The organism is Pseudomonas sp. M30-35 (assembly GCF_002163625.1).
Taxonomy (GTDB): domain Bacteria; phylum Pseudomonadota; class Gammaproteobacteria; order Pseudomonadales; family Pseudomonadaceae; genus Aquipseudomonas.
This window is the reverse complement of the sequence record NZ_CP020892.1, coordinates 1778685-1805140: the sequence shown is the minus strand read 5'-3', so window position 1 is coordinate 1805140 and position 26456 is coordinate 1778685. Positions and strand designations below refer to the sequence as shown.

The window sequence follows — 26456 nt, the reverse complement described above, 5'->3', positions numbered from 1 at the left end:
GAAAAGTCATGAGCCAGCAGATTCTCAGCAACTACTTTTCCGCCAGCAAAGGGCGCAGAGAAGACACCGAATTCATGCCTGAAATCGACGGCGCGGTCCTTGAAGACACGCCGTGGTTTGCCCGCATCACCATTTGGGCAGTCACTGCCTGCATTGCATCTGCCTTGGTCTGGGCCAATTTCGCGGTGCTTGATGAGGTCACCACCGGTCAAGGCAAGGCCATTCCATCCAGCAAAATTCAAGTGATACAGAACCTCGAAGGCGGCATCGTCAGCGAAATTTTCGTCCGTGACGGCCAGGTGGTTAACAAAAACGATGTACTGCTGCGTCTCGATGACACCCGCTTTCGCTCGAATAAAGGCGAAAGTGATGCCGACCGATTGGCGCTGATTGCCCGCGTCGAACGCTTGAGTGCCGAAGCTGAAGGCCGGCCACTAGCGATGCCCGAAGAAATAACCCGCAGTGCTCCGCAGTTGGCCGAAGATGAGGCTGGACTGTACAACTCACGACAACAACGCCTGCAGAGTGAACAACGTACGCTCGGTGAACAACTGCGGCAAAAGACCCAAGAACTCGCCGAGTTCCGCTCCAAGGCGCAGCAATATGGCTCCAGCCTCGGTTTAATTCAGCAAGAGCTGAATATGTCGCAACCGTTGGTCGCAGCAGGGGCTATTTCACAAGTGGAAATTCTGCGTTTAAGACGCAGCGCGGTTGAAGTTCGAGGCTCACTTGAAGCAACAAAACTGGCGATTCCAAGGGCAGAGTCGGCCATCAGCGAGATCAAAAGCAAGATTGAAGAGTCCGAGCTGGGCTTTCGCTCCGACGCATTCAAGGAACTTAACGATGCCCGCACCGACCTGAAAAAGATCAACGCCAGTGGCTCGGCAATTGACGACCGAGTGAGCAGAACCACGGTCATTTCGCCGGTCAATGGCATCATCAAGCAACTCAAGGTCAATACTATTGGCGGCGTGGTTCAGCCCGGTAGCGACATGCTTGAGATTGTGCCGCTGGAAGACAATTTGCTGATCGAGGCCAAGGTCCGTCCGCAAGATGTAGCGTTTCTCCATCCAGGCCAGAAAGCCATGGTTAAATTCAGCGCTTATGACTACACAATCTATGGCGGATTGAAGGCCAATCTGGAGCTTATCAGCGCGGACACCATCACCGATGATGAAGGCAACAGCTTCTATTTGATCCAACTGCGCACCGATAAAAGCCATTTAGGCACTGATAAACAGCCACTGATAATCATCCCCGGCATGATCGCCACGGTCGACATCATCACCGGCAATAAGAGTGTGCTCGATTACCTGCTCAAGCCTGTACTGAAAGCCCGTACCGAGGCGCTACGTGAACGCTGAGGTTGCCTAATCCTTGCTTGAATGATTACGCACAAAGGTTTGCTGGCCCATGGCGCTAATCTGCCCCTCAATCAATGCCTCGAACGGTCGTAACAGCGCGGCGAATGATTGTTCTGGCTCGAGTATTTGCAGCGCAACGGTTACCGCCTCTATCGTCGACAATGCGCCCTCGGACGGTGCTTTTCGTAGGCGATAGCGCGACTGTTGGCCGCTTGGCAATGTCACGCGCGGCAGGCTTTCCAACGCCGGATTCAGGTACAGCAACTTACGCGCTTTGCGCCAGGTGCCATCGGGTACCACCAGGCGAATTGGCGTGCCATTCGCCTCTTCGCGCACATCCGCTAAACACTGCGCCGCCTCTCCCGGAAACAACAAATAGCTGCGGTAACCCGGCTGCGCCAGATAATCAGCCAGTTGCTCAAACTGCTCACCGACCCACAACTGCGCATTGTTTAACCCCAAGGCCAGTAACCGTGCGGTATTCAGCGCATGCTTGACCTCGCTTGGGTGTTGCAGAATCAGCACCTGTGTATGGCTTGGCAGGCTCGGAATCAGCGCACACAAGCAATGCTCAAGCGGTCGCGCACAGCGCTCACAACGGGGGCGAGACATATCAACGGCTCCTTAGCCAGCAGCGTGCTTATCAACCGCATTCAATTGGGTCTTGAGCAGATCACGGAAGGTTTGAATCAACGGCTCACGCGAGCGACCTCGGCGAATAATCAGGGAGAACGGCGCTTGATAACCAAAGGTTGCCGGCAACAATACCTGCAACTGCTGCAATTCGACCCAATGTTGTGCGTAGTGTTCAGGCAAATAGCCGATGTAAGCACCCGACAACACGAGGATCAACTGAGCCTCCATCGACTCAACAGTCGCCGCACTGTGCTTGAAACCGTGGCGCGCCAGCTCTGCCTGACTCCAGTAACCACGACCGACCATGCGCTGCTGGGTAATCACCTCGGCAGGAATGCGCCGCTGTTTAAACAGCGAATGCCGTTCGCTGCAATACAACCAATGCTGCTCACGGTACAGCGGCTGATAGAACAGACCATTCATGCGGGTTGAGAATGCACCGATGGCAATATCCAGGCGGTTATCCAAAACCGCGAGCTGTAATTCATACGGACTCAAGACCGACAAATGCATGTGCACCGCCGGATGCTCATGGCTGTAAGCACCAATTACTTCAGCTAATGGTAAAGCCGTATCGCTTACCGTTGAGTCAAGAACACCGAGATTCAGAGTGCCGCGCAGCTCGCCTTTAAGCGCTGCCGAGTAGCGTTCAAAACCCTCTAGCTCACCGAGCAAGCGTAAAGTTTCCTGATGAAACAGCTCGCCCTTGCTGGTCAGACTAAAGCCTCCCCGACCGCGGTGACACAGGCTTAATCCAAGGCTGCCCTCGAGTTGACTCATGTAGGTGCTGATCGCGGAGGTCGACAGTTTGAGTTCTTGCTGAGCCGCCGCGAAGCCTTGGTGACGCACCACGCTGGCAAAGATCTTTAGCAATTTCAGGTCGGGTAAAGCCTGGCTCATAACAACTCCGCAACAACATTAATCCGCATTCTGGGGATTCTAAGGCCTTAGCCATTAGTTTAGATATTTCTAAACTAATTTTTTGCTCTCAGAGATTTGTCGCAGAGCGGCGATGGCCAAGAATCAGCACAACACACATTACAACCATAACGACTGTGAGGCCTTCCCCCATGGACAAGATTCTGCACCAGCCCCTGGGCGGTAATGAAATGCCGCGTTTCGGCGGCATCGCCACCATGATGCGCCTGCCGCATATCCAAACCCCAGAAGAACGCAAAAAACTCGACGTTGGCTTTGTTGGTATCCCTCTGGATATTGGCACCTCGCTGCGTTCTGGCACCCGTTTCGGCCCTCGTGAAATCCGTGCCCAATCGGTAATGATCCGCCCATACAACATGGCCACCGGCGCTGCCCCGTTTGATTCGTTGAACATCGCCGATATCGGTGATGTACCAATCAACACCTTCAACATGGCCGAGGCAGTGCGCATCATTGAAGAGGCTTACGAGCAGATTCTTGAAGACGGCATTCTGCCGCTGACGCTCGGCGGTGATCACACCGTCACCCTGCCAATTTTACGCGCGATCAAGAAGAAGTTCGGCAAAGTCGGCTTGGTCCATATCGACGCCCACGCTGACGTCAATGACCACATGTTTGGCGAAAAAATCGCGCATGGCACCACCTTCCGCCGCGCCGTTGAAGAAGGTCTGCTTGATTGCGATCGCGTATGCCAGATTGGTCTGCGAGCCCAGGGTTACACCGCCGAAGACTTCAACTGGAGCCGCAAACAAGGTTTCCGCGTAATACAAGCCGAGGAGTGCTGGCACAAGTCGCTTGAGCCGCTGATGGCGGAAGTCCGCGAGAAAGTCGGTGGCGGTCCGGTTTACCTGTCGTTTGATATCGATGGCATCGACCCTGCATGGGCACCCGGCACCGGCACCCCGGAAATCGGCGGCCTGACCACCATTCAGGCGATTGAAATCATTCGTGGTTGCCAAGGCCTGGACCTGATTGGCGGTGACTTGGTTGAGGTTTCCCCGCCTTACGACACCACCGGCAATACCTCGCTGCTCGGTGCCAACCTGCTTTACGAAATGCTCTGCGTGCTTCCAGGTGTAGAACATCGCTAAACGTCAGAGAACAACCTGACTACAGCCTATGGACTGGCTGCGCAAACACAATCGGGTGACCCGATTCAAGGGTTTGCGCTGTGACAAGTACGAAACATAAAAACAATTAAAAGAGACGCTAAAAATGACTCTAGATATGTTGGTAATCGTGATTTACGTTGCGGCCATGCTGGGCTTGGGTTTCTACGGCATGCGCCGGGCCAGGAGTCGTGAAGATTATCTGGTGGCTGGCCGCAATCTAGGCCCGGCTTTCTACCTCGGCACAATGGCTGCAACCGTGCTCGGCGGCGCATCAACCATCGGCACTGTGCGCCTCGGTTATGTCTACGGCCTCTCCGGTTTCTGGCTGTGTGCCTCACTGGGCCTGGGCATCATCGGCATCAGCCTGTTGCTCGCCAAACCACTGTTAAAACTCAAGATATATACCGTCACTCAGGTCCTTGAGCGGCGCTATAGCCCAACAGCACGGCACGCAAGCGCAGCCATCATGCTGATCTACGCCCTGATGATCGGTGCCATTTCAACCATCGCCATCGGTACGGTGATGCAGGTGCTGTTTGGTATGCCGTTCTGGATGACCGTGCTGATTGGTGGCGGTATTGTCGTTGCCTATTCAACCATTGGCGGCATGTGGTCGCTGAGCCTGACGGACATCGTGCAGTTTCTGATCATGACCATTGGCTTGGTGTTCATCCTGATGCCGATGTCGGTCAGCGACGCTGGCGGCTGGGATGCGCTGGTCGAGAAACTCCCTGCCAGCTACTTCTCGCTGACCGCGATTGGCTGGGACACCATCATCACCTACTTCCTGATCTACTTCTTCGGCATCTTTATCGGCCAAGACATCTGGCAACGCGTGTTCACCGCGCGCAGCGAGAAGGTCGCCAAGATCTCCGGTACAGCAGCGGGCATCTACTGCATCTTTTACGGCTTGGCCGCTGCGATTATCGGCATGGCTGCCAAAGTGGTATTGCCCGACTTGGCTAACGTCAACGATGCCTTTGCCAGCATTGTCCAAACCAGCCTACCCGATGGCGTACGCGGGCTAGTCATTGCCGCCGCGCTGGCTGCGCTGATGTCGACCGCCAGCGCCGGGCTATTGGCAGCCTCAACCACCGCAGCACAAGATCTTTGGCCGCTTTTCAGCAAGCGCAAAAACACCAGTGAAAGCGCACATGTAAACCGTGTTTTCACGCTGCTGCTGGGCTGTGTGGTACTGGTGATTGCGTTACTCGTCAGTGATGTTATCAGCGCTCTGACCATGGCTTACAACCTGCTGGTCGGTGGCATGCTGATTCCGTTGTTGGGTGCGATTTACTGGACGCGCGCAACCACTGCTGGCGCCATTGCAAGTATGGCGCTGGGTAGCCTCACGGCGGCGGTTTTCATGTTTATCGACGGCCTCGAAGCCAATACACCGATCTACTACAGCCTGGCGGTTGGCGCAGTCAGCTTTGTACTGGTGAGTCTGTGTTCGGAAAAACCGGCTGCCACACAGACACTCGCGACCACTGAGAGTTAATTAACCAAGCGTTGCCGGGCGTAAATTCTACGCCCGGTCGCACTGCTGCACTGCTGCACTGCTGCACTGTTGAAATGTTGAAATGTTGAAATGTTGCAATCGCCACATTCATGTGGCGCTGCATAGCGGTCAGATTAAGAGTTTCGGCTGCACGAATGGCTGGTCAGTAGTGCGAACCACTGACCAAGCTTTAGCGGCGTGAACAACTGAGCAAGGCTCAGCGCTGGCGGCGCGGCTCTCGTGGCCGACGAGAATCGTCGTTGCGCACGGGAATGGGTTGCAGCTTAGGCCGGTCAAGCAGCCCCAGCGCGACCAGAAGATCGTGAAAAGCATTCTGCATCTTGGCGATCATTTAACTTCCTCCTGCCAAGGCTTACGGGCAAGACGTGAGTCACGTCCTGTACTAAGCATAGATTACCTTGAATGACTCTGCGCCAGATTGATACTCGTCAGTTATTCACCAGCAACTTTGCTCAAAATGTTACACGCAGCCCGGCATAGACCGTGCGCCCTGGCCCCGGTTCAAAATAGCGGCCGTTGGCATCGTTAATCCGCACATTGTCGTAGTAATCGCGGTCGAACACATTATCGACCCCCAGATACGGCTCCCACGTCTGCTCGCCCGCTTTGATACGCTTGCCAACCCGCAAGTTGGTCAGAGCATAACCGCTGACTTCGACGCTGTTGGCATCATTGGCATACATCGAGTCATACGCGCTCATATTCAAGCGGGCGTAGTTGTCGTTGTGCTCATAAGCAACTTCAGTAAACAGGGTTTGTTGCGGGATGCCAGCCAGTGAGTTGTCATGATAATCGTTGTCATCAACTTGATAATCATCGAACTTGAAGCGGCTGTATGAGTACGCCCCGGTCAAACGCCAAGCCTCGGCCACTTGCCAACTGAGGCTCATCTCAAGACCATCTCGGCGTGACTTGCCGGCATTGCGGTAATAGTTGCGACCTGACTGGCCCGGAAGGCTGTAGCCAACCAGTTCGTCATCAAGCTCCATGCTAAACAACGCCACGTCATAACGCAGGGTTGACCACTCCCCCTTCAAGCCAATTTCGCGGTTGAGTGTGCGTACGGGATCCAGCGACGAGTTGAAACCACCGCCGTTAGGGTTCGCCAGCTCACTGATGGTTGGCGTTTCGAATGAAGTGCCGACCTTGGCGTACACCGACTGATGTGGATCAAGTCGATAGCTCAAGCCCGCGCTGTAATTCCAATCTTGCAGATTACGTGAGCCAGAGTCATCGCCATCGCTGAGAAAACGGTCATCAACCGACAAACGTACACGGTCGTAACGCACACCCAAGGTCGCTTGCCAGTCATCGCTCAGGTCGATCTGATCTTCGATAAAGATACCGCTACTGTCAGCGTTTTCATCTTGCTTGAGGGTTTCGTCACCGCGCTCGCCCAGCAAATTGTCGTAGCGCCTGCGGTCATCACGCTGGAGTTCAAGATCAAACCCGCCGGTGAATTTGTGCGACATGCCCAGCAGCTCTTCGCGGTGGCTGTATTGGCTGCCAATACCGGCAAACATGCGATCAAAGGTGGTTTGTCCGCCATTGGTGAACGACAAGCTGTTACCAAATTGACGCTGCCCGACATAGGTGCGCACCTGATATTCATCATCACCAGCACCGTATCCATCCCAAACGGCACTTAAACGCTGCTGGCGAATCCATTCATCGGCGTCGTAGCGCAGGTTATTCGGCGCCGCCTGACCGCGATCATCGGCGACTTCACTGGCATTGAGACCACCGGGATCTTCAGCACGGTTGTCGATGGCATTGAAATTGATGCCCAAACGGCCGTAGTCGCTGTACCAATTCAGCTTGCCGGTCAGACTGTTGGTTTCAGCTTTGGCATGATCGCGATACCCCTCTGACTGGGTGCTGTTGAATGCCAACAGCCCACCGATATCACCCACGGTGCCGCCCGTTTCTACCCGAGCGCGCTGGTAACCCAGCTCGCCCATGCTGAGGTCAAAGAAACTGTATGGTGTGGCAAGCGGTTGCCGCGTTTCAATATCCAGGACGCCACCGGCCGCATTGCCGTAAAGCACCGAAGACGGGCCGCGCAAGACTTCCATGCGCTCAACCAACCCCAGATCAAGACCATCAAGCTCGGTCTGGCCGTCGGGCATGGTCAGCGGCACGCCGTCGACCAACACCCGCACGCCACGCACACCAAAGTTGCCGCGTGAACCAAAGCCGCGAATCGACGGGCGCAAGCCTTGCGCCAGGTTGTATTGGTTCTGGCTAAACACACCAGGCACAGAAGCGAGTAAACCCTGTAGCGTGAGGTTCTTTTCGGCGCTGGACTTATCGCTTTCAACCACACTCACCGCCGCAGGGGTGCTCAGCCAGCGCGTGCTTGTACGCTGTGAAGTAATAATCAGCGGTGCCATTTCGAGTGCGTCTGTTTCGCTGCGCTCAGCTGCGTGTGTTAAGCCTGCATTTGTTCCCAGCAGCACGCCGGCCGCTACCATGGTTAACTTCAAAACAACCTCTTTAATACTGATGAATATTCAGCGGCTCACGCCAACTGGACTATTCGGATTTTCGTCGATACGGAAATACATCGATGACTTTACCTTCAACGATCGCCGCCTGCAGGCTCTTCCAGTAATCGGCATCGTAAAGTTCGCCATGCAGCTGACTGAATAGTCGCCGCTGTTTGATATCGGCAAATAGAAATGGAGGAAACTCCTCCGGAAACACATCATTGGGCGCGACTGAATACCAGGGCTCAGACGCCATTTCATCTTCTGGATAGCGCGGCTCAGGTATACGCCTGAAGTTTACTTCAGTCAGAAAACTGATTTCGTCATAATCATAAAACACCACCCGGCCATGACGCGTCACACCAAAATTTTTCAGCAACATGTCGCCCGGAAATATATTGGCGGCTGCCAACTGTTTGATCGCTAGGCCATAGTCCTCAAGCGCTTCACGCACTTGCGCCTCACTGGCATTTTCAACATACAAGTTAAGCGGCGTCATGCGTCGCTCAGTCCAGCAGTGGCGCACCAGAACCGTCTCACCTTCAACCTCGACCGTGGACGGTGCAACCTCGAGCAGTTCAGCCAAGCACTCTGGGGTAAATTTAGATTTTGGGAAGCGAAAATCTGCGAATTCCTGAGTGTCGGCCATACGCCCTACCCGATCGACACTTTTAACCAGCCGGTACTTCTCAATGACCGTGCTACGCACCACGTTCTTGGTCGGCGAAAAGCGGTCCTTGATGATCTTGAATACAGTATTGAAGCCCGGCAAGGTAAACACGCTCATGACCATGCCGCGTACACCTGGCGCCATGACGAACTGGTCGTCAGTACTCGCCAAATGATTGATTAGCGCCCGGTAGAACTCAGACTTTCCGTGCTTGTAAAAACCGATAGAGCTGTATAGCTCGGCAATGTGCTTGCCCGGCAAAATGCGCTTGAGAAAGCTAACAAACTCCGCAGGGATCTCTACATCAACCATGAAATATGAGCGGGTGAACGAGAAGATTATCGACACCTCGGCCTCATCGGTAATCAGCCCATCGACCTGAATCCCCAGACCCTCGCGGTGCAGCAATGGAAACACCAGCGGCCATTGCTCATCTTGGTTGAACACGCGCCCGACCAGATACGCGCCTTTGTTGCGATAGAGCACCGAGTAAAACAGCTCAATGGTCAGGTTCGGGTCCTTGCACACCCAGTCAGGCAGGTTTTCACGCATTTGCGCCTCAAGCCGTGCAAGGTCACGCGGCAAGTCCTCAAACGGCGCACTGAAGCTGTAATCATTGAAGATAGCTTCGAGCATCAAGCTCAGGCCACGGGCCTGTGCATGATCAGCGCCCAACGTGTAGCGACGCGTCTGTGCAGCACGTTGACGACTGTTTATGGCAGGCCGAGTGGTATGAATAAACATGCAGCCATCGCTGATTTGATCGTGGTTGAACAAACTGCAAAAAATCGAGTTAAACCAGGTTTCAGAGAGTTCATCGTCAAAACGCGTGTCAATCAGCTTGATATAAGCGGTTTTGACCAGCGGCCACAGCTGCACATCAAATAACTCATCGCCAAAGGTCTCGCGCAGGCGCTGACTGACCTCCTTGACCTTATCTTCATAGAGGTTGATCCGCGCTGCCGACGCGCTTTGCCCGGCCTGCCATTGCGCTTGTTCAAAACGCGCACGGGCGCCATCGGTGATCTGGCGGAACGCCTCGCGATAATCGTCAAAGCCATCAAGCGTATGGCGAGCGATATCTGCCGCTGGAGTTTGCTGAGTCATGGGCAATCCTCTGCTGAAATATTGCTTTGTGGCCGAGCTTAGTCACATGCCCGACTCAGCGAAAGTAAATACGGACATCCAAAGGGTTAACTGCTGAACGCCGCCCTCACCGGCGAAAGCAGTTTAGGCCGGTGCCTTGCTCAAACAGTTGTCGAGGTAATGGATAAACATTTGCATGGCCGGTGTTTGTCTCACTGGCTTACGTTGCAGCAGCCCCAAAGAGCGCTGAACAGGTTGCGCGACAGACAACACTTGCAGCGCTTCGCCAAGGTGTAAAAAGGACATGCAACTCGTCGGTAATAACGTAAATCCCAACCCTTCACGGACCATGGCGGCGGCAGTGCTCATGTGTGCGACTTGCCATGCCGGATCGGTACTCACACCCAAATGGTGGAGCGTCATATCCGCCAGCGGACGAATACTGGTGTCCGCAGTTAAAGCAATGTAGGGCCGCGTTTTCCAGCTTTCGGTATCAAAGCCCTCATCTCGCACCAGAAGCACAAGGTTGTCATTGACCAAATGCTTGAACTCAAGCCCCAACATATCTTCGGGCAACGAGGTGATACCCACGTCAACCTCACCACTGAGCACCCAGTCTTTAACTTCCCCTGCCCGACCATCCTGCAACGATACCTGCACCCCTGGATGATCACAGCTAAAGGCGGCAATCGCCCCAGGCAAAAATGACGCAGCGGCGGTCGGCAAGGCCGCCAGACGCAAAGTGCCGCTGTCCAGATTCAACAGCTCCTGAGCATCGCTGACGGCATCGCCCATGACCCGTAACAGTTGCTGTGCCTGCGGCAAAAAATGCTCGCCAGCAGGGGTTAACTCAACGCTACGGGTATTACGGGCGAACAGCTTTAGCCCGAGCGCTTCCTCTAGTTTGCGGATGCTGTAGCTGAGTGCCGGCGGCGACAAATGCAATAACTCCGAGGTGCGGGTGAAGCTCAACGTTTGCGCGATCAACGTAAAAGCGCGCAGTTGCCGGAAGTTAATGTCCATAATTGATCTATTAGAATTATTGGAATAGTTGTTCTTATAATTAAAATTCACAGAAATATCAATTGACGCCACTATTGCTCGGGCACACATACCGAGCTTTAAACCATGACAAATACAATTCACATCGGTTGCGGAGCGGGTTTTGCCAATGATCGCCCAGACGCAACCTTGCGCTTGGCCCAAAGCTTGGCCACATGCTCTGGAAAGCGCTATTTAATGCTCGAGCTGCTTGCCGAGCGCACCCTTGCCGAAGCTCAACTGCGCAAACAGCTAGACGCTAACAGTGGTTACGCCTCTCGCTTGTTTGACTTTCTCGACCCGATTCTCGATATCTGCATCGAGTCAGGCATTCCAATCATCACCAATGGTGGCGCGGCTAACCCCAAGGCCGCGGCACTGAACCTGCGCAATAAGCTTGCCGGTCGCCACCCCGGGCTGAAAATTGCCTGCGTGTTGGGTGATGATCTCCTTGAGCTGGGCGAGCAACAATTACAGCAGTGGCTGGCGACTCGCGAATTGCCGGGCGAGTTGGTCTCGGTAAATGTCTATACCGGCGCCGATGGCATCACTCAGGCTTTGGAGCAAGGTGCCAATATCGTGCTGTGCGGCAGAGCGGCCGACCCTTCGCTGGCAGTAGGGCCTATTCGCCATGGTTTGGGCTGGGCCTTTGATGACTGGCAAAAAATGGCGATCGCCACAACCGCAGGCCATCTGTTGGAGTGTTGCACTCAGGTTACCGGCGGCTATTTTGCCCACCCCGGAATTAAGGATGTGCCTAATCCGGCCAACCTTGATTGCCCGATCATTGAGATCAGCAGCAGCGGTGAGCTGATCGTGACCAAGGTCAAAGGCACCAGCGGGTGCGTGAATGAACGCACGGTCAAAGAGCAATTGCTTTACGAAATTCACGACCCGCGTCGCTACCTGACCCCGGACGTAATACTCGACATAAGCCAAGTCAGCGTTGAGCAGATCGACGAAAACCGGGTCAGGGTTGCAGGCATTCAAGGCCATCCGCGCCCGGACACGCTCAAGGGTTTGGCGGGCATGCGCGGCCTCTGGTTCGGCGAAGCATCAATTAGCTACGCGGGCCCTGGGGCGGTGGAGCGAGCCAGCCTCGCACGCGAAATATTGCTGCAACGCTTTGCCCAATTGGCGCCGCAGCTCACGCCAAGGATTGATCTGGTGGGTGTTGCCAGCCTGTTCAATGACCAGCACAGCGACTACCTGAGCAAGTGCCTTGCTCAGTCGCCAACGGTGGAAGATGTACAGGTCCGGGTCGGTATCGTTGATGAAAATCGCCAACTGATTGAGCAGCTTCAGGCTGAGGTTGAATCGCTCTACACCAACGGCCCTGCTGGTGGTGGCGGAGTGCGCAGACACCTCAGTGAATCCATCACCACCCGCGACTTTCTGATCCCACGCAGCGCAGTTCAAACCCGACTGGAGTGGTACTGATGAATACAACCATTACCTTGGCCGACTATGCCCATGCGCGTGCGGGTGACAAGGGCAACATTCTCTGCATAGCCGTGTTCCCGCTGAACCCCGAACATTATCAATGGCTCAAGCGTGAGTTAACCCCAGAACGAATTGGCGAGCAGTTTGCTGGACGTCGCCCAACTGCCATCAAACGCTATGAAATCGACTCACTGCAGGCACTCAACTTTGTTTTGGAAGGCGCCCTGGAAGGCGGAGTGACCCGCAGCCCCGGACTTGATCGCCACGGTAAAAGCCTGAGCTATCTGTTGTTGGCCATGCAGTTACCGCCACCGGATTGAGCGAGTCTGCTTTGCGGCATTGCTGAAGCCATAAAAGTCGTCGCTTTTAGCAGGCGACACATTGAACAATAAAAATAATTATTGAGGTTGAATAATGATCACCGCCATGGGTTTCCTGATGATGCTTGGCATCATCTCGCTAATTTTGTTGCGTAAGATGAGTCCGGTAGTGGCGTTCACTACTGTTCCGGTCGCTATCTGCCTGCTGGCTGGTTTCACACCCGCCGAAGTCGGTGACTTTATCAAGAGCGGGTTGATAACCGTGGCGCCAACTGCTGCGCTTTTTCTATTCGCCATTCTTTACTTCGGCATCATGCGCGACCGCGGACTGTTCGATCCGCTGGTCAATTTCCTGATTCGGCGTACCGGCGGCAAGCCAATAGCGGTCGCACTGGTCACGGTGTTGATTACCGCATCAGTCCATCTTGACGGCGTGGGTGCCGCGACCTTCTTGCTGGTCATCCCTGCGCTGCTGCCTCTCTACAAGCGTTTAAACATGAGCCCTAACCTGCTGTTGATGCTTGTTGGCACCACGGCTGGAGTCATCAATATGGTGCCGTGGGGCGGCACTACAGCTCGCGCGGCAGCCACCACCGGTCTGGATGCGACTGAGCTCTGGCTCGGCCTCCTCCCCTTGCAGCTACTCGGGCTGGCGATGATGCTAATGATTGCCGCGTGGCTTGGCCTGCGTGCCCAACGCAATGCGCCCAAGTCCCTCGGCGCAGCCGCAACCTTCGACCCCAGCCTCGGGCAGCCTGAGTCGCGAGAGTTTGGCTTGTCGCCGCGCACCCTGCGTTACTGGTGCAACGTTGCGCTCACCGTGGCTATTCTGGCCTGTTTGTTTACCGGTACCTTCCCGCTGTATGCGTGCTTCATGGTGGGGCTTGGCATCGCCTTGCCGCTGAATTTTCCGGATATCAATGTGCAGACCGAACGGATCAAGGCGCACGCGGCCGACGCACTGCAAATGTCGCTGGTGATGATGGCTGCCGCAGTGCTGCTTGGCGTGCTGTCTGGGGCCAAGATGTCTGATGCGATGGCCCTGTCGATCATCGACATCCTGCCCCACGGATCGGCTCAATACCTACACGTACTGGTTGGCTTTTTCGGTGTTCCGCTGGGCATGATCTTCTCACCGGACGCCTACTACTTTGCCCTGTTACCCGTTATTCGCGACGTTGCCGTGGCAGCAGGTGTGCCTTTGGAATCAGTTGCGCGAGCCATGCTGATTGGTGAAAACACCGGTTTCGCAATCAGCCCAGTTGTGCCAAGCGTCTACCTCGCCCTTGCACTGGCAGGAGTCGAGTTACGCAAACACATCGCCTACACCTTCTTCTGGGCGTGGGGTGTGAGCCTAACCATGCTGGCAGCTGCGTTGATTACTGGCGCAGTACAAATCTGAGCAGTGCGCTGAACAACAGGTTTCAGCACGCCATGTTCAGTAAGGCTTGAGCACATGCGCACAAACGAAAACTGCCGAAACCTCAGTTGGGGCTCGGCAGTTTTCGTACTCTGCCTGCGCAGGCAATACAGTGTGGGCATTTTTAAACCTCAACTGTGTATTGCATTAACGACGGTTGACGGCAACACTTTCTGGCTACTTCTGCCTGGAGTTGTACCGTGCGCTTGATTGATTTGAGTCGACTGCTGTTGCTTGCCGCCATCTGGGGCGCCAGCTTCATGTTTATGCGTGTCGTCGCACCGGTACTTGGCAGCATGCCGACTGCATTCTTTCGCGCCACTCTTGGCGCCTTGGGCTTGCTGGTGATCCTGCTGATCATGCGGGTCAAATGGGACTTCCGCGGCAAACTCAAACAATGCCTGGTGCTCGGCACTATCAACGCTGGCCTGCCTTCGGCGATGTACTGCCTAGCCGCTTTAGTGTTGCCTGCTGGCTATTCATCCATCTTCAATGCGATGACACCGCTGATGGGTGTTCTCATTGGCATGCTGTTTTTCAGTGAGGCGCTTACCACCAGCAAAGCTGTTGGCGTTGCCTTAGGCTTGTTTGGTGTATGGCTCTTGACCCAAACCGGCCCTGTAAACATCGACTTGCAAATGCTGCTGGGCGCCGCAGCCTGCCTTGTGGCAACGACCTGCTATGGTTTTGCCGGGTTTCTGACCCGTAAATGGATTGGCCAACAAGGCGGGCTCGACAATCGCCTAACAGCCTTTAGCAGCTTGGTTGGTGCCAGCTTGTTCCTGACCCCGCTATTTATCGGCTCTCTGATCGTGCAGCCACCGGCTTCATGGGGTGGCAGCAATGAATGGCTGTCGTTGGCGGGGCTTGGGTTTATCTGCACCGCATTTGCATACGTGCTGTATTTCCGCTTGATAAGCGATATCGGTCCGGTTCAGGCATCAACCACGACTTTCTTGATCCCTATCTTCGGTGTGCTCTGGGGCTGGCTATTGCTTGATGAGCCTTTGTCCTGGGCTTACGTCTACGGTGGCGCCATTATCGCTGTAGCATTATGGCTGGTGGTCAGGCCAAGCACTCCAACTGCGACCATTGCACCTCCAGCCGCCCCGTTGGTAACCGACAAAACCGTGCAGTAGTTTTCAGCCACGCTTGCAAACAACCCCCTCTGGCATATGCACTATGCGCGCCAGCGGGGTAACTTCAGTCAGTAATATGCTGTATCAGCACATATCTGCAGAACAACATTACGACTCTTTGTAGCCAGTTGAATGCCTGTCAACAGCGCTAAAGTCTGGTCGAAACAAATTACTATTAGCCCAAGAGTAATAATGGTTCAACCAGCTTGATTGATGAGCATCAACTCATCTGCCTAAGGTAACTCCACAATTGCGCAACCTCGTGGAGTCCACGCATGCCCCAGCTAAGTATTTATTACGCGATATCACTTATACAGCATCTTGGTTAAATACGAAGTTAAACGTATAGCGTTGAAATCTTGCGCATATTTTTATATTCACGCATACAGTGGCCGCTTAAGTAGAGAGTAATAACAACAATGAATACACATCTCGACATCAGTAAATACATTGAACTCAGGCATGAAATTCACAAGCACCCTGAACTCAAATATGAAGAAACTAACACTGCGCAATTAGTCGCCAAAATCCTCAAAGACCTAGGTTATGTAGTATCCGAAGGGCTTGGCAAGACGGGTGTCGTTGGTTTGCTGGATACCCAGCGGCCGGGACCTTGTATTGCATTTCGAAGTGATATGGATGCACTGCCCATTCATGAGCAAAACTGCATTCCTTACAAATCAACGATCGATGGAAAAATGCACGCCTGCGGCCATGACGGCCACACCGCATCATTGTTATGTGCAGCAGAAGCACTGATGCAGAGAAAGGACCAATACAAAGGGAAAATTAAACTTATTTTCCAACCCGCTGAAGAAGGTGGGGCCGGAGCCAAGGCAATGATTGACGACGGTGTTCTGGAAAGCCCGAAAGTTGACATGATTTTCGGCTTTCATAACCGACCCGGTTTCGAACAAGGCTATATCTTTGCCAAGCCCGGCTCAGCAATGGGCGGCGACACCTCCATTGAAATCATTATCACCGGCAAAGGCGGGCATGCTGCAATGCCCCACTTGGCCTGCGATCCTATCGTTGTCGCGGCTCAGTTCATCAATCACGTGCAAGCAGCAGTGGCTCGGCAGTTATCACCTTTACGCTCAGGTGTGGTGACGGTATCCAGCATTCAGGCCGGTAGTCGCAAGGGAATCAATGTAATCCCGGACGCGTGCACGCTAACCATTAGTTTACGTTCCGACTCACTGAATACACGTAATTTATTAGTCGCCGCAACCGAAAACGCACTCAAGTCTGCCTGCATTTCCGGAGCCTGTGACTATGCCTTCAACGTGCTGTTGGATATCCCTGCGCTCGTTAATGACCCAAAGGCAACCGATATAGCAATAAATGCGTTCAAGAAGAATTTTGACCATGGGAAAGTTGAAAAAATTGACTATATGCCCACCATGGGCGCAGAGGACTTCAGCTTTTACCTGGAAGAAGTTTGCGGTTGCTATTTCTTCATTGGTAACGGTTTGGATTCTGCTTACTTGCACAACCCTCATTATGACTTCAACGATTCCATTATTTCAGTAGCGAAGGATTGCTACTTAAGCCTTGCAGACTCATTACTTTCTTAAAATAAAGTATAAAAAGGGAAAAGACGCATGAGCAATAATGTCGAAACGGTATTGCCTGAAACGGATAAGCTATCTGGCTTTCTGGGGGCAATAGAGAAAGTTGGCAACAAGCTTCCACACCCTTTCTTCTTGTTCTTTTATTTATTGATATTCACGATAATACTTTCAGCAGCACTGAACTATTTTGGCATTCACAGCATGAACCCGAAAACGGGTGAAGCGGTATTGGTTAAAAGCCTCGCCTCTGGAGAGGGTGTTGTTCATATCTTTACCAGTTTGGTCAGTAACTTTGTCAACTTCCCTGTACTGGGTACGATAATTGTTGTGATGTTCGGCGTCGGTGTTGCCGATCACGTAGGCCTTATCTCTATCGTGATGAAGCAAACCGTGACCAAGGCGCCAAGGCACCTGCTGACGTTTCTGGTGTTTGTTACAGGGGTGTCGTCTTCGATTGCTTCAGATGCCAGTTTTTTGATTTTCATTCCCTTGGTTGCGATGATTTTCCAGTCAGTTGGGCGTCACCCTATCGCCGGTGCCGCCGCTGCATACGCCGCCGTTGGCGCAGGCTACGACGCCAGCTTCTTCGTCACCGCAGGTGATGCAATTTTCTCAGGAATCGCGACTGAAGCAGCAAGGATAATTGACCCAGATGCTTATGTGTCGCCAGTGGACAACTATTACTTTGCCGCCTGCTCTGTCATTTTGCTTGCGATTGTCGGTACGATCATCGTCGACAAAATTGTTGAGCCTCGGCTCAATCGGATTTTGCCGCTGTCGGTATTGACCATAAATCCCAAAGCAAAAGCAGCGTTACAAACAGAAATCAGCGCAGAAGAAAAACGCGGATTAAAACAAGCGGGACTTTTCACCTTGGCGTTTATAGGGCTGATAGCTTTTATCTTGCTGCCTACAGACTCTCCGTTCAGAAATGCCGACGGTGGACTGATTCCTTCGCCGTTCATGAAGTCTTTTGTCCCCTTTCTGTTTATCTACTTTCTTGGGGTTGGCTACATTTACGGTAAGGCTACGGGGGTTATTCAAAAAGCCGAAGACATCCCCGAGATCATGACGGAATGCATAAAGAGTCTCTCCTCCATCCTGGTGCTGTTCTTTATGATTTCGCAGTTCATTGCGTTGTTCAAATGGAGTGGGATTGGCAGCCTGGTTGCTTTTGAGGGCGCGACGTTTTTGTCCTCGCTGGGGTTAACCGGCTACAGCTTGATTGTCGGTTTCATTTTGCTGACAGCAGTCATGAATATTTTCATGACGTCAGGCTCTGCACAGTTTGCTTTGTTTGCGCCTATTTTTATCCCGATGCTGATGCAGTTGAATATCGAGCCTGCATTCACCATGGCAATGTTTAGGGTGGGTGATAGCACGACCAATATCATTTCCCCACTGTCGCCCTACTTCGCGGTGGTGCTAGCGTTTATGCAGCAATACTATCCAAAGTTAAAACTTGGCACCTTAATGGCGACGATGCTGCCGCTCGCGTTAGGCTTCCTGGTGACGTGGACATTGTTTATGCTGCTGTGGACCTTGCTTGGCTTTCCGGTCGGGCCAGACATCTATATGCATATGTAGCCGTTGCTGCACCCGGTGGTCTAGCTAATCGCAACAACCCTAGACCACCTGAGGCCACACTCTGCTCTTCTGATCCACTGTCTGCACTGCATGCTTGTGAGCGTACATACGGCACTCAGCAACTAGCGCAAGCAGGTTTGGGTCGCGCTCTCTGGTCTTGAGAAAAACCACGCCGATGTGTTGTTGCAGGTTGTATTTAGCTTGGAGCGGAATCAGCCGAATGCGTCCTTCATAAACCGCTGCAACCCGGCCTGGGAGCAACGCATAGCCCACACCAGAGCTGACCATGCTAAGCAAGGTGAAGATATCATTCACCTGCATCGCCACTTTAGGCTCGAAGCCTGCTTGCTGAAACACCCGTTCACCGTCGCGAAATGTTGCATAGCCCTGCGCTAAGGTTATGAATGGTGCATCGCATAACTCTGCCAGATCTGCTTCGGCTTGCATGGCGAAGGGTGAATCATTAGGCACCGCGAGGAAGATATCATCTGAAAATAACGGTAACAGCTGGCAGTCCAGGTTATTGGTGCTCTCATCCAAAGCCACCAAAATGGCGTCTAGCTCCATGTCTTTCAGCTTGTACATCAGGTCGACGTTTGAGCCGAGGATCAAGTCAATATTCAGCTCACTACGGCGCAATTTCAGACCCATTATAAGTTGCGGCACAGTCTTAACCGTTAATGAGTAAAGTGAGCCTAACTTGAAGCGCCCTGCCGAAAAGCCCGCAGCTTCGCGAGTCTGCCGGACCATATCTTGTGCGCCTTGAACCAGCTTGCGTGCTTTATCCTCAAGCACATAGGCGCTTTCCAGAGGGATCAAGTGGCGGCCAACATGTTTGAACAATGGGCAGCGCAAGGCACTTTCCAGCGAGTGAATAGCCCGATGTACGCTGACGTTACTGATTTTCAAATCATTGGCAGCGCGTGTCAGGTTGCCGCTGCGCATGAAGGCGAGAAAGACTTCCAGCTTCTTTAGGGTAAGTTCTTCGTCGATCAAGAGCATCATCGGTCCTCTGGGAGGAAGGCAAGAGTTTGGCTGCTGGCACGCCGAGTACGTTTATGACGTGACCTACATTGCATATGCGTTTAGGCGTACGGTGATCTGAGCCATCAGCCGCTAGCCAACACTCACTGCCTGAGTCACTTCCATCAACAACGGCACCAGCTCCTGCTGCATTTTTTCAGCGGACCAATTGCTTGAATGGGCAGTGATATTCACGGCCGCTACAGCTTGAAAATGCACATTACGAATAGGCGCGGCAAGCCCGAGCTGGCCGATCAATACTTGATCACGGGTGAATGCATATCCCTGTTTGCGGGCCTGAACAATCTGCTCGAACAGCACGTCGCGATCCAGCTCGGTATGCGCCGTGTAGGGGACCGGCTCAACACTGGCAAGGCTCGCGCGAATTTGTTCATCGGGTAATGCCGACAAAAGTACTCGCCCAGCCGAGGTTGACCAAGCCGGCATACGTCGCCCCGGCAGCATTTCCGCAAAGGTTTGGTTCGGTCCCGGAATACGCATGACATAGACGATGTCGTGACCACTGAGCACGCTAAGATTGACGGTCAAGTTGCAGCGTTCGCGAATCAGCTTCAACGCGGGCAAGGCACGACTGATCAACGGATCTGTATGTAGATACAAAAAGCCCAGTTCCAGGGCTTTGTGGGTCAATCGATAACGACGAGAGTGCTCGTCTTTAGCCAGATAACCTAACTCACACCAGGTATGGGTAAAGCGCTGCGCGGCGCTTTTGCTCATATGACAGAGATGTGCCAGTTCTGTCAGACCTATTGAGGTTTGACCGTTGCGAAAAACCTCAAGCACTCGAACGCCCTTTTCGAGGGTTTCGATGAATTGCGCATGCTGCTGCCTTGCGTCTTTCTCAATCACTGCACACCCCTAACGCTGTTCTTGTTTTACTGCGACTGTGCTTATTTAACTTATCGTTGCGGGCTATTTCTGCGGTTCATTGCTGCTTGCGTCAATGGCTTTGCCTAACGCTTCAACCGCTGTTCAACGCTTTTTGGGGCGGAGACATCGCCTGCCTTGACCCTGTCAATAAGGTTACCGTATATATAGTATCTCTTAAAGACAATATGTATTGCATTGCAATACATCTCAAAGGATTACTCATGCCCAAGCAGCCAGAATCTGAGCTAACGACATGGTCAGCATGTGAATTGGCTAATGAAATCCGCTCAGGGCATTTATCCGCCCGCGAGCTGACTGAAGCCTGTTTGGCTAAAATTGCGCAGCACAACCCAACGCTCAACGCACTGGTGACACTTGATGCCGAAGGCGCCTTGCGCAAAGCCGATGCAGCTGACCAGCGCCAAGCCCGCGGCGAATCGCTCGGCCCATTACATGGCCTGCCGATTGCGCACAAGGACTCCTTTCTGACTGCAGGCATGCGTACAACGTGGGGCTCAAAAATATATGCCGAACATGTTCCCACTCAAGACTCGCTAATTGTCACCCGCCAAGCGCAAGCGGGCTCTATTTTGCTGGGCAAGAGCAACCTGCCAGAGTTCGGTGCAGGCTCGCAGACCTTCAATAGCGTTTTTGGCGCGACCCGCAATCCTTATGCGCCGTCAAAAACCTGCGGAGGTAGCAGCGGTGGAGCAGCGGTTGCCCTCGCCTCGGGCATGGTCGCTCTGGCGGATGGCTCAGATATGGGTGGATCACTGCGCAACCCGGCCAGCTTCTGCAATGTGGTGGGTTTACGCCCCTCGGTTGGTCGCGTTCCAAATTTGCCGAATAACAACAGTTTCGGCCAACTCACGGTAGCCGGTCCGATGGGGCGTTGCGTGGCAGACGTGGCGTTATTGCTGAGTGTGATCGCCGGTCCTGACCGACGCGACCCACTCACCATCGAATCACCCGCTAACCAGTTCCGTGACCTTGCGCAAGACGACTGGAAGCACGCACGGATCGCTTACAGCCCAGACTTAGGTGGGCTGCCGGTGGATCCAGCGGTACGCGCGATGACTGAAATTGGCGCAAAACGCATTGCTGATCTGGGTTGTACAGTCGAACATGCGGAACCCGATTTCAGCGGCGCAGCAGAAGCCTTCCAAGTGTTACGTGCGCTGACCTACGCTACAGGCTATGGCCACTTGCTCAAGACTCAACGTCAGCACTTCAAAGACACAGTGATCTGGAACGTCGAGCTAGCGCAGCGTTTTAGTAGCCAGGATGTGATTGATGCTGAAGCGGTCAGAGCGCGGTTATTCCGTGATACCCAAGCGTTGCTTGAGCGATATGACTTTATCATCGCGCCAGTCAGCCAAGTGTTGCCATTCCCGGTGGAACAGCCTTTCGTCGAACGTATCGGCGAGCAATCGATGAACAATTACATCGAATGGATGAATTCTTGCTCGCTAATCACACTCTCAGGCCATCCAGCCATCTCGGTTCCGTGTGGTTTTAGCGACGATGGATTACCCGTCGGGCTGCAGATCATCGGCCGCTATCGCGATGAGTTGACCTTGCTCAAGTTCGCCCAAGCCTTCGAGACGATAAGCAAGCCTCACACCACACGCCCACTGGCCTGACGGCAGATATACCCCCACTACAGCAGCACGGCTGCTGCAGTGGGAAGACTATTACTGCTGCAGCTCTTGCTCGCTGAACATGTCGCTAAACAACATGCTCGACAGGTAGCGCTCGCCGGAGTCGGGCAAGATCACCACGATGGTCTTGCCTTGCATGTTCGGCTCATTCGCGACTCTTAACGCGGCGGCCATGGCGGCGCCACACGAAATACCGCAGAGAATGCCTTCTTCGCGCATCAAGCGTAGCGCCACTGCTTTTGAGTCCTCATCGCTCACTTGTTCAACTCGATCAACCATGCTCAAGTCGAGGTTTTTCGGCACGAAACCAGCGCCGATACCTTGAATCTTGTGTGGGCTCGGTTTGACCTCATCGCCCGCAATGGTCTGGCTGATAACTGGCGAGCTGGTGGGCTCGACAGCGACCGAAAGGATCGGTTTACCCTTGGTGTTTTTGATGTAACGCGAAACGCCGGTAATAGTGCCGCCAGTGCCGACACCGGAGATCAGCACATCAATCGCGCCATCGGTGTCATTCCAGATTTCGGGGCCGGTGGTCTTCTCGTGAATTTCCGGGTTTGCCGGATTCTCGAATTGTTGCGGCATAAAGTATTTAGCGCTGTCCGACTGAGCAATTTCAGTGGCTTTTTCGATAGCGCCTTTCATGCCTTTCGCTGGTTCCGTCAGCACCAATTCAGCGCCAAGCGCTTTCAGCACCTTGCGCCGCTCAAGGCTCATCGAGGCCGGCATGGTTAGCAGCAGCTTGTAGCCTCGGGCAGCCGCCACAAACGCAAGGCCAATGCCGGTGTTACCGGAAGTCGGTTCAACAATAGTCATACCCGGCTTAAGCACAGCGCGAGCTTCCGCATCCCAAACCATACTGGCCCCAATCCGGCATTTCACCGAGTAAGCGGGATTACGCCCCTCGATTTTTGCAAGAATGGTCACCCCTTTCGGGCCCAAACGATTGATCATCACCAGCGGTGTATTGCCGATGGCTTGCGCGTTGTCTGCAAAGATGCGGCTCATGACGAATTCCTTGTACGGGGTTAGCTGGTTAGCCTATGACGCAAGCTACCGACAGTCCAGTAGTCATGCGCGTCTTGAACGCGATGATTGGAAACCAATTGTTATTTAGTGAGTCAGTTTAGTTATGAGAAAACGTTTCGCTATCCCACTGTGGACTCTGATCAGCATCGCCTGCCTATTGGTAGTGCTGCATATCATGCTGCCGACATTGGTGCGTGATTACCTAAACGAGCAGCTTGCCGACATGGGTGATTATCGCGGGCATATCACCGACGTTGACCTCGCACTGTGGCGCGGTGCCTACCGGATTAATCAACTGAACATCAGCAAGGTTAACGGCAAGGTTCCAGTGCCGCTGCTTGAGGCGCCCTCGATTGATCTGTCGGTGAGCTGGAGTGCTTTATGGCACGACCAAGCCGTGGTGGCGAGCGTGGTCTTCGAGCAGCCCAAACTGACCTTTGTTGACGGTGGTAATGCCGCCGACTCACAAACAGGTGAAGGCGTTGACTGGCGCCAGCAGCTTAAAGCACTGCTGCCAATCACGCTCAACGAAGTGCGCGTTAATCAAGGCACTCTCGCCTTCCGCAACTTCAATTCAAAACCCCCAGTCGACATCAAAGCCACACAACTGAATGCCACGCTGCTTAATTTAAGCAACACCAACGAGAGCAAGGAGCTACTGCCTGCCAGCTTTCAGGCAACCGGTAAAATCTTTGGCAATGCACCATTGCAAACCAGCGCCAAGCTCAACCCACTGGGCGAGCTGGATGATTTCGACATAAAGCTGCGCGCTACCGATATCGAACTGAAACAACTCAATAGCTTCACTCGCACCTACGCCGACTTTGACTTTGCCAAAGGTAATGGTGATTTCGTCATGGAGCTTGAGGCGCGCAAAGGCAAAGTCGACGGCTATGCCAAGCCATTGCTGCGTGACATGGAAATTTTCGATTGGAAGCAAGATGTTGCCGCCAAGGATAAAAACCTGTTCAGCGGGATCTGGGAAGCCTTGGTTGGCAGTGGCGGCTGGCTGCTGAAGAACCACAGCAAAGACCAATTCGCCACACGTATTGAGATTGCGGGTGACCTTAACGCCTACGACGTCAGCAACTGGCAGGCCTTCAAATCAATTCTGCGTAACGCCTTCGTCAAGGCCTTCAGCAATCGGTTTGATTCAACGCAGCAATGACTCAGGCAGCCCCATCTCAAAAGAACGTTTACAAGGTGACTCCCCATTCAGTGACTGAATACCCCGTATTCGTTCACAGCCCCCTCACCTGCACGGTATAGTTGATCTTTAACTAATTGACCCGCGGCGATTACCCGGGCGTTCTGGTGTGAGGATTTACCCATGAAGTTCGAAGGCACTCAGTCATATGTCGCAACCGACGACCTCAAGCTTGCGGTTAACGCTGCCATTACCCTGGAGCGCCCGTTGCTGGTCAAGGGCGAGCCTGGCACCGGCAAGACCATGCTTGCAGAGCAACTGGCCGAGTCCTTCGGTGCGCGCCTGATCACTTGGCACATCAAATCGACGACCAAAGCCCACCAAGGCCTGTATGAATACGATGCAGTGAGCCGCCTGCGTGACTCGCAACTCGACTCCGACAAGGTCCACGATGTGCGAAACTACATCAAGAAGGGCAAGCTCTGGGAGGCCTTTGAGTCTGAAGAACGGGTCATTCTGCTGATTGATGAAATCGACAAAGCCGACATTGAGTTCCCGAACGACTTGCTGCAAGAGCTCGACAAGATGGAGTTCTATGTCTACGAGACTGACGAAACCATCAAAGCGGTTCAACGCCCCATTATCATCATTACCTCGAACAATGAAAAAGAACTGCCGGATGCCTTCTTGCGCCGCTGCTTTTTCCACTACATCGCCTTCCCGGATCGCAACACTTTGCAGCGCATCGTTGACGTGCATTACCCGACCATCAAGAAAGACTTGGTCAGCGAAGCACTCGACGTCTTCTTTGACGTGCGCAAGGTGCCGGGCCTGAAGAAGAAGCCTTCTACTTCCGAACTGGTCGATTGGTTGAAGCTGCTCATGGCCGACAATATTGGCGAAGCGGTGTTGCGTGAGCGCGACCCGACTAAAGCGATTCCGCCGCTGGCTGGAGCTTTGGTCAAGAACGAGCAAGACGTTCAACTGCTCGAACGCCTGGCCTTTATGAGCCGCCGCGCGGGTCGCTAACTGTCGACTGTGACGTCTCAGCCGGACAGTCACCCCGCTCGGCCATAGGCTCGCGAGCCAGGCCGAGACGCCGCCGTCCGGTCAGAACCAACACATGAGGACGCAGCGATGCTGCTTAACCTATTCAATGAAATGCGTGCAGCCAAAGTACCGGTCTCGGTGCGTGAGCTGCTCGATCTGATCAACGCGTTGAAACACAACGTGGTGTTCGCTGACATGGACGAGTTCTATTACCTCGCCCGTACTATCTTGGTCAAAGATGAGCGCCATTTCGACAAGTTCGACCGCGCCTTTGGTGCCTACTTCAATGGTCTGGAAAACCTCAACCAACACATTGAGGCGCTGATCCCGGATGAGTGGTTACGCAAAGAGTTCGAGCGCTCACTAAGCGAAGAAGAGCGCGCCAAGATCGAATCTCTCGGCGGTTTGGACAAACTGATCGAAGAGTTTAAAAAGCGCCTCGAAGAGCAGAAGGAACGCCACGCTGGCGGTAACAAATGGATTGGCACAGGTGGTACCAGCCCGTTTGGCTCAGGCGGTTTCAACCCGGAAGGTATTCGTGTTGGTGATGCAGGTAAGCGCCAAGGCAAAGCCGTCAAGGTTTGGGATCAGCGCGACTACAAAAACCTCGACGACCAGGTTGAACTGGGCACGCGCAACATCAAAGTAGCGCTGCGCCGCCTGCGCAAGTTTGCCCGCCAGGGCGCGGAAGATGAGTTGGATCTCGACGGCACCATCGACCACACAGCCAAGGACGCTGGCCTGCTGAATATTCAGATGCGCCCAGAACGCCGTAACACGGTGAAGTTGCTGATTCTGTTCGACATCGGCGGTTCGATGGACGCCCACGTCAAAGTCTGTGAAGAGCTGTTTTCCGCATGCAAGACCGAGTTCAAGCACATGGAATACTTCTACTTTCACAACTGCGTATATGAGTCAGTGTGGAAGAACAACCTGCGCCGCACCTCCGAGCGATTCTCCACCCAGGACTTGCTGCACAAGTACGGTGCTGACTACAAAGTGGTGTTCGTCGGTGATGCGGCCATGGCGCCATATGAAATCACCCAGGCGGGCGGCAGCGTCGAGCACTGGAACGAGGAACCGGGTTATCTGTGGATCAAGCGATTCATGGAGAAATACAAGAAACTAATCTGGATCAACCCCTACCCGAAAGATACCTGGGGCTACACCGCATCGACCAACATCATCCGTGAGCTGGTCGAAGACAAGATGTACCCCTTGACCTTGCAGGGCCTTGAAGACGGTATGAAATTGCTCTCGAAGTAAGCAAATGCCGCAGGGAAGCCTGCGGCATTATTTCAAGCTGATTGGCG

At 53.6% G+C, this 26456-nt stretch carries 22 protein-coding genes; 13 read left to right on the top strand and 9 right to left on the bottom strand.

Annotated elements, in window-relative coordinates:
• Window positions 1-8 precede the first annotated feature (8 nt).
• On the top strand, window positions 9-1364 hold the full coding sequence (locus B9K09_RS08470) for an HlyD family type I secretion periplasmic adaptor subunit (protein ID WP_087516394.1): 1356 nt from the start codon (window positions 9-11) through the stop codon (window positions 1362-1364).
• A 6-nt stretch (window positions 1365-1370) separates the two neighbouring features.
• Here the strand turns inward: B9K09_RS08470 and B9K09_RS08465 are convergent, their stop codons facing one another.
• Together B9K09_RS08465 and B9K09_RS08460 are read right to left on the bottom strand one after the other, a co-directional pair.
• Window positions 1371-1976, bottom strand: a complete 606-nt coding sequence (locus tag B9K09_RS08465; protein WP_087516393.1) for a tRNA-uridine aminocarboxypropyltransferase — start codon at window positions 1974-1976, stop codon at window positions 1371-1373.
• Window positions 1977-1988: 12 nt separating this feature from the next.
• Window positions 1989-2900, bottom strand: coding sequence for a LysR family transcriptional regulator (locus tag B9K09_RS08460; protein ID WP_087516392.1), 912 nt, complete (start codon window positions 2898-2900; stop codon window positions 1989-1991).
• Between the two features lie 170 nt (window positions 2901-3070).
• Between B9K09_RS08460 and speB the strand changes: the two genes are divergently transcribed.
• Together speB and B9K09_RS08450 are read left to right on the top strand one after the other, a co-directional pair.
• On the top strand, window positions 3071-4030 hold the full coding sequence (speB, locus tag B9K09_RS08455; protein WP_087516391.1) for an agmatinase: 960 nt from the start codon (window positions 3071-3073) through the stop codon (window positions 4028-4030).
• 124 nt (window positions 4031-4154) lie between these two features.
• Window positions 4155-5552 (top strand): sodium:solute symporter, encoded by a 1398-nt coding sequence (locus B9K09_RS08450; RefSeq protein WP_087516390.1) that lies wholly within the window; start codon window positions 4155-4157, stop codon window positions 5550-5552.
• Between the two features lie 217 nt (window positions 5553-5769).
• Here the strand turns inward: B9K09_RS08450 and B9K09_RS22785 are convergent, their stop codons facing one another.
• The 4 genes from B9K09_RS22785 to B9K09_RS08435 form a co-directional block, all read right to left on the bottom strand.
• Window positions 5770-5904 carry a PA1414 family protein gene (locus tag B9K09_RS22785; RefSeq protein WP_256574277.1) on the bottom strand — a complete coding sequence of 45 codons (135 nt, stop codon included), beginning with the start codon at window positions 5902-5904 and terminating at the stop codon, window positions 5770-5772.
• A 121-nt stretch (window positions 5905-6025) separates the two neighbouring features.
• Complete coding sequence (locus B9K09_RS08445; protein ID WP_256574276.1) at window positions 6026-8059, bottom strand: TonB-dependent receptor; 2034 nt, start codon at window positions 8057-8059, stop codon at window positions 6026-6028.
• 49 nt (window positions 8060-8108) lie between these two features.
• Window positions 8109-9839, bottom strand: coding sequence for a bifunctional isocitrate dehydrogenase kinase/phosphatase (gene aceK, locus B9K09_RS08440; RefSeq protein WP_087516388.1), 1731 nt, complete (start codon window positions 9837-9839; stop codon window positions 8109-8111).
• A 123-nt stretch (window positions 9840-9962) separates the two neighbouring features.
• Complete coding sequence (locus B9K09_RS08435; protein WP_087516387.1) at window positions 9963-10841, bottom strand: LysR family transcriptional regulator; 879 nt, start codon at window positions 10839-10841, stop codon at window positions 9963-9965.
• A gap of 105 nt (window positions 10842-10946) precedes the next feature.
• Here B9K09_RS08435 and B9K09_RS08430 point away from each other — a divergent pair, with 105 nt between their 5' ends.
• From B9K09_RS08430 to B9K09_RS08405, 6 genes are all read left to right on the top strand, one after another.
• On the top strand, window positions 10947-12299 hold the full coding sequence (locus B9K09_RS08430; RefSeq protein WP_087516386.1) for an acyclic terpene utilization AtuA family protein: 1353 nt from the start codon (window positions 10947-10949) through the stop codon (window positions 12297-12299).
• Window positions 12299-12622: a hypothetical protein gene (locus B9K09_RS08425; protein WP_177408652.1), complete on the top strand. Its 324-nt coding sequence runs from the start codon at window positions 12299-12301 to the stop codon at window positions 12620-12622. Before B9K09_RS08430 ends, B9K09_RS08425 begins: the two co-directional genes overlap by 1 nt.
• Before the next feature lie 94 nt (window positions 12623-12716).
• On the top strand, window positions 12717-14024 hold the full coding sequence (locus tag B9K09_RS08420; RefSeq protein WP_087516384.1) for a CitMHS family transporter: 1308 nt from the start codon (window positions 12717-12719) through the stop codon (window positions 14022-14024).
• Between the two features lie 218 nt (window positions 14025-14242).
• Window positions 14243-15181, top strand: a complete 939-nt coding sequence (locus B9K09_RS08415) for a DMT family transporter (protein ID WP_087516383.1) — start codon at window positions 14243-14245, stop codon at window positions 15179-15181.
• A 419-nt stretch (window positions 15182-15600) separates the two neighbouring features.
• On the top strand, window positions 15601-16758 hold the full coding sequence (locus tag B9K09_RS08410) for a M20 family metallopeptidase (RefSeq protein ID WP_087516382.1): 1158 nt from the start codon (window positions 15601-15603) through the stop codon (window positions 16756-16758).
• A 27-nt stretch (window positions 16759-16785) separates the two neighbouring features.
• A complete protein-coding gene (locus B9K09_RS08405; RefSeq protein WP_087516381.1) occupies window positions 16786-18342 on the top strand; it encodes an AbgT family transporter in 1557 nt (518 codons plus the stop codon).
• 39 nt (window positions 18343-18381) lie between these two features.
• Here B9K09_RS08405 and B9K09_RS08400 read toward each other — a convergent pair whose 3' ends face one another.
• Window positions 18382-19344, bottom strand: coding sequence for a LysR substrate-binding domain-containing protein (locus tag B9K09_RS08400; RefSeq protein ID WP_087519038.1), 963 nt, complete (start codon window positions 19342-19344; stop codon window positions 18382-18384).
• Between the two features lie 114 nt (window positions 19345-19458).
• Window positions 19459-20235, bottom strand: coding sequence for an IclR family transcriptional regulator (locus tag B9K09_RS08395; protein WP_087516380.1), 777 nt, complete (start codon window positions 20233-20235; stop codon window positions 19459-19461).
• A gap of 242 nt (window positions 20236-20477) precedes the next feature.
• Here B9K09_RS08395 and B9K09_RS08390 point away from each other — a divergent pair, with 242 nt between their 5' ends.
• The gene (locus B9K09_RS08390) at window positions 20478-21899 is read left to right on the top strand and encodes an amidase (protein ID WP_087516379.1); all 1422 of its coding nucleotides are present in this window, start codon (window positions 20478-20480) and stop codon (window positions 21897-21899) included.
• Between the two features lie 51 nt (window positions 21900-21950).
• Here B9K09_RS08390 and cysK read toward each other — a convergent pair whose 3' ends face one another.
• Window positions 21951-22925: a cysteine synthase A gene (gene cysK, locus B9K09_RS08385; protein WP_087516378.1), complete on the bottom strand. Its 975-nt coding sequence runs from the start codon at window positions 22923-22925 to the stop codon at window positions 21951-21953.
• Between the two features lie 124 nt (window positions 22926-23049).
• Here cysK and B9K09_RS08380 point away from each other — a divergent pair, with 124 nt between their 5' ends.
• The 3 genes from B9K09_RS08380 to B9K09_RS08370 all read left to right on the top strand — a co-directional run bounded on the left by B9K09_RS08380 (window position 23050) and on the right by B9K09_RS08370 (window position 26409).
• On the top strand, window positions 23050-24114 hold the full coding sequence (locus B9K09_RS08380) for a DUF748 domain-containing protein (protein WP_177408651.1): 1065 nt from the start codon (window positions 23050-23052) through the stop codon (window positions 24112-24114).
• A 162-nt stretch (window positions 24115-24276) separates the two neighbouring features.
• A complete protein-coding gene (locus B9K09_RS08375) occupies window positions 24277-25122 on the top strand; it encodes a MoxR family ATPase (protein WP_087516377.1) in 846 nt (281 codons plus the stop codon).
• Window positions 25123-25230: 108 nt separating this feature from the next.
• A complete protein-coding gene (locus B9K09_RS08370) occupies window positions 25231-26409 on the top strand; it encodes a VWA domain-containing protein (RefSeq protein WP_087516376.1) in 1179 nt (392 codons plus the stop codon).
• The last annotated feature ends 47 nt before the right edge of the window (window positions 26410-26456 follow it).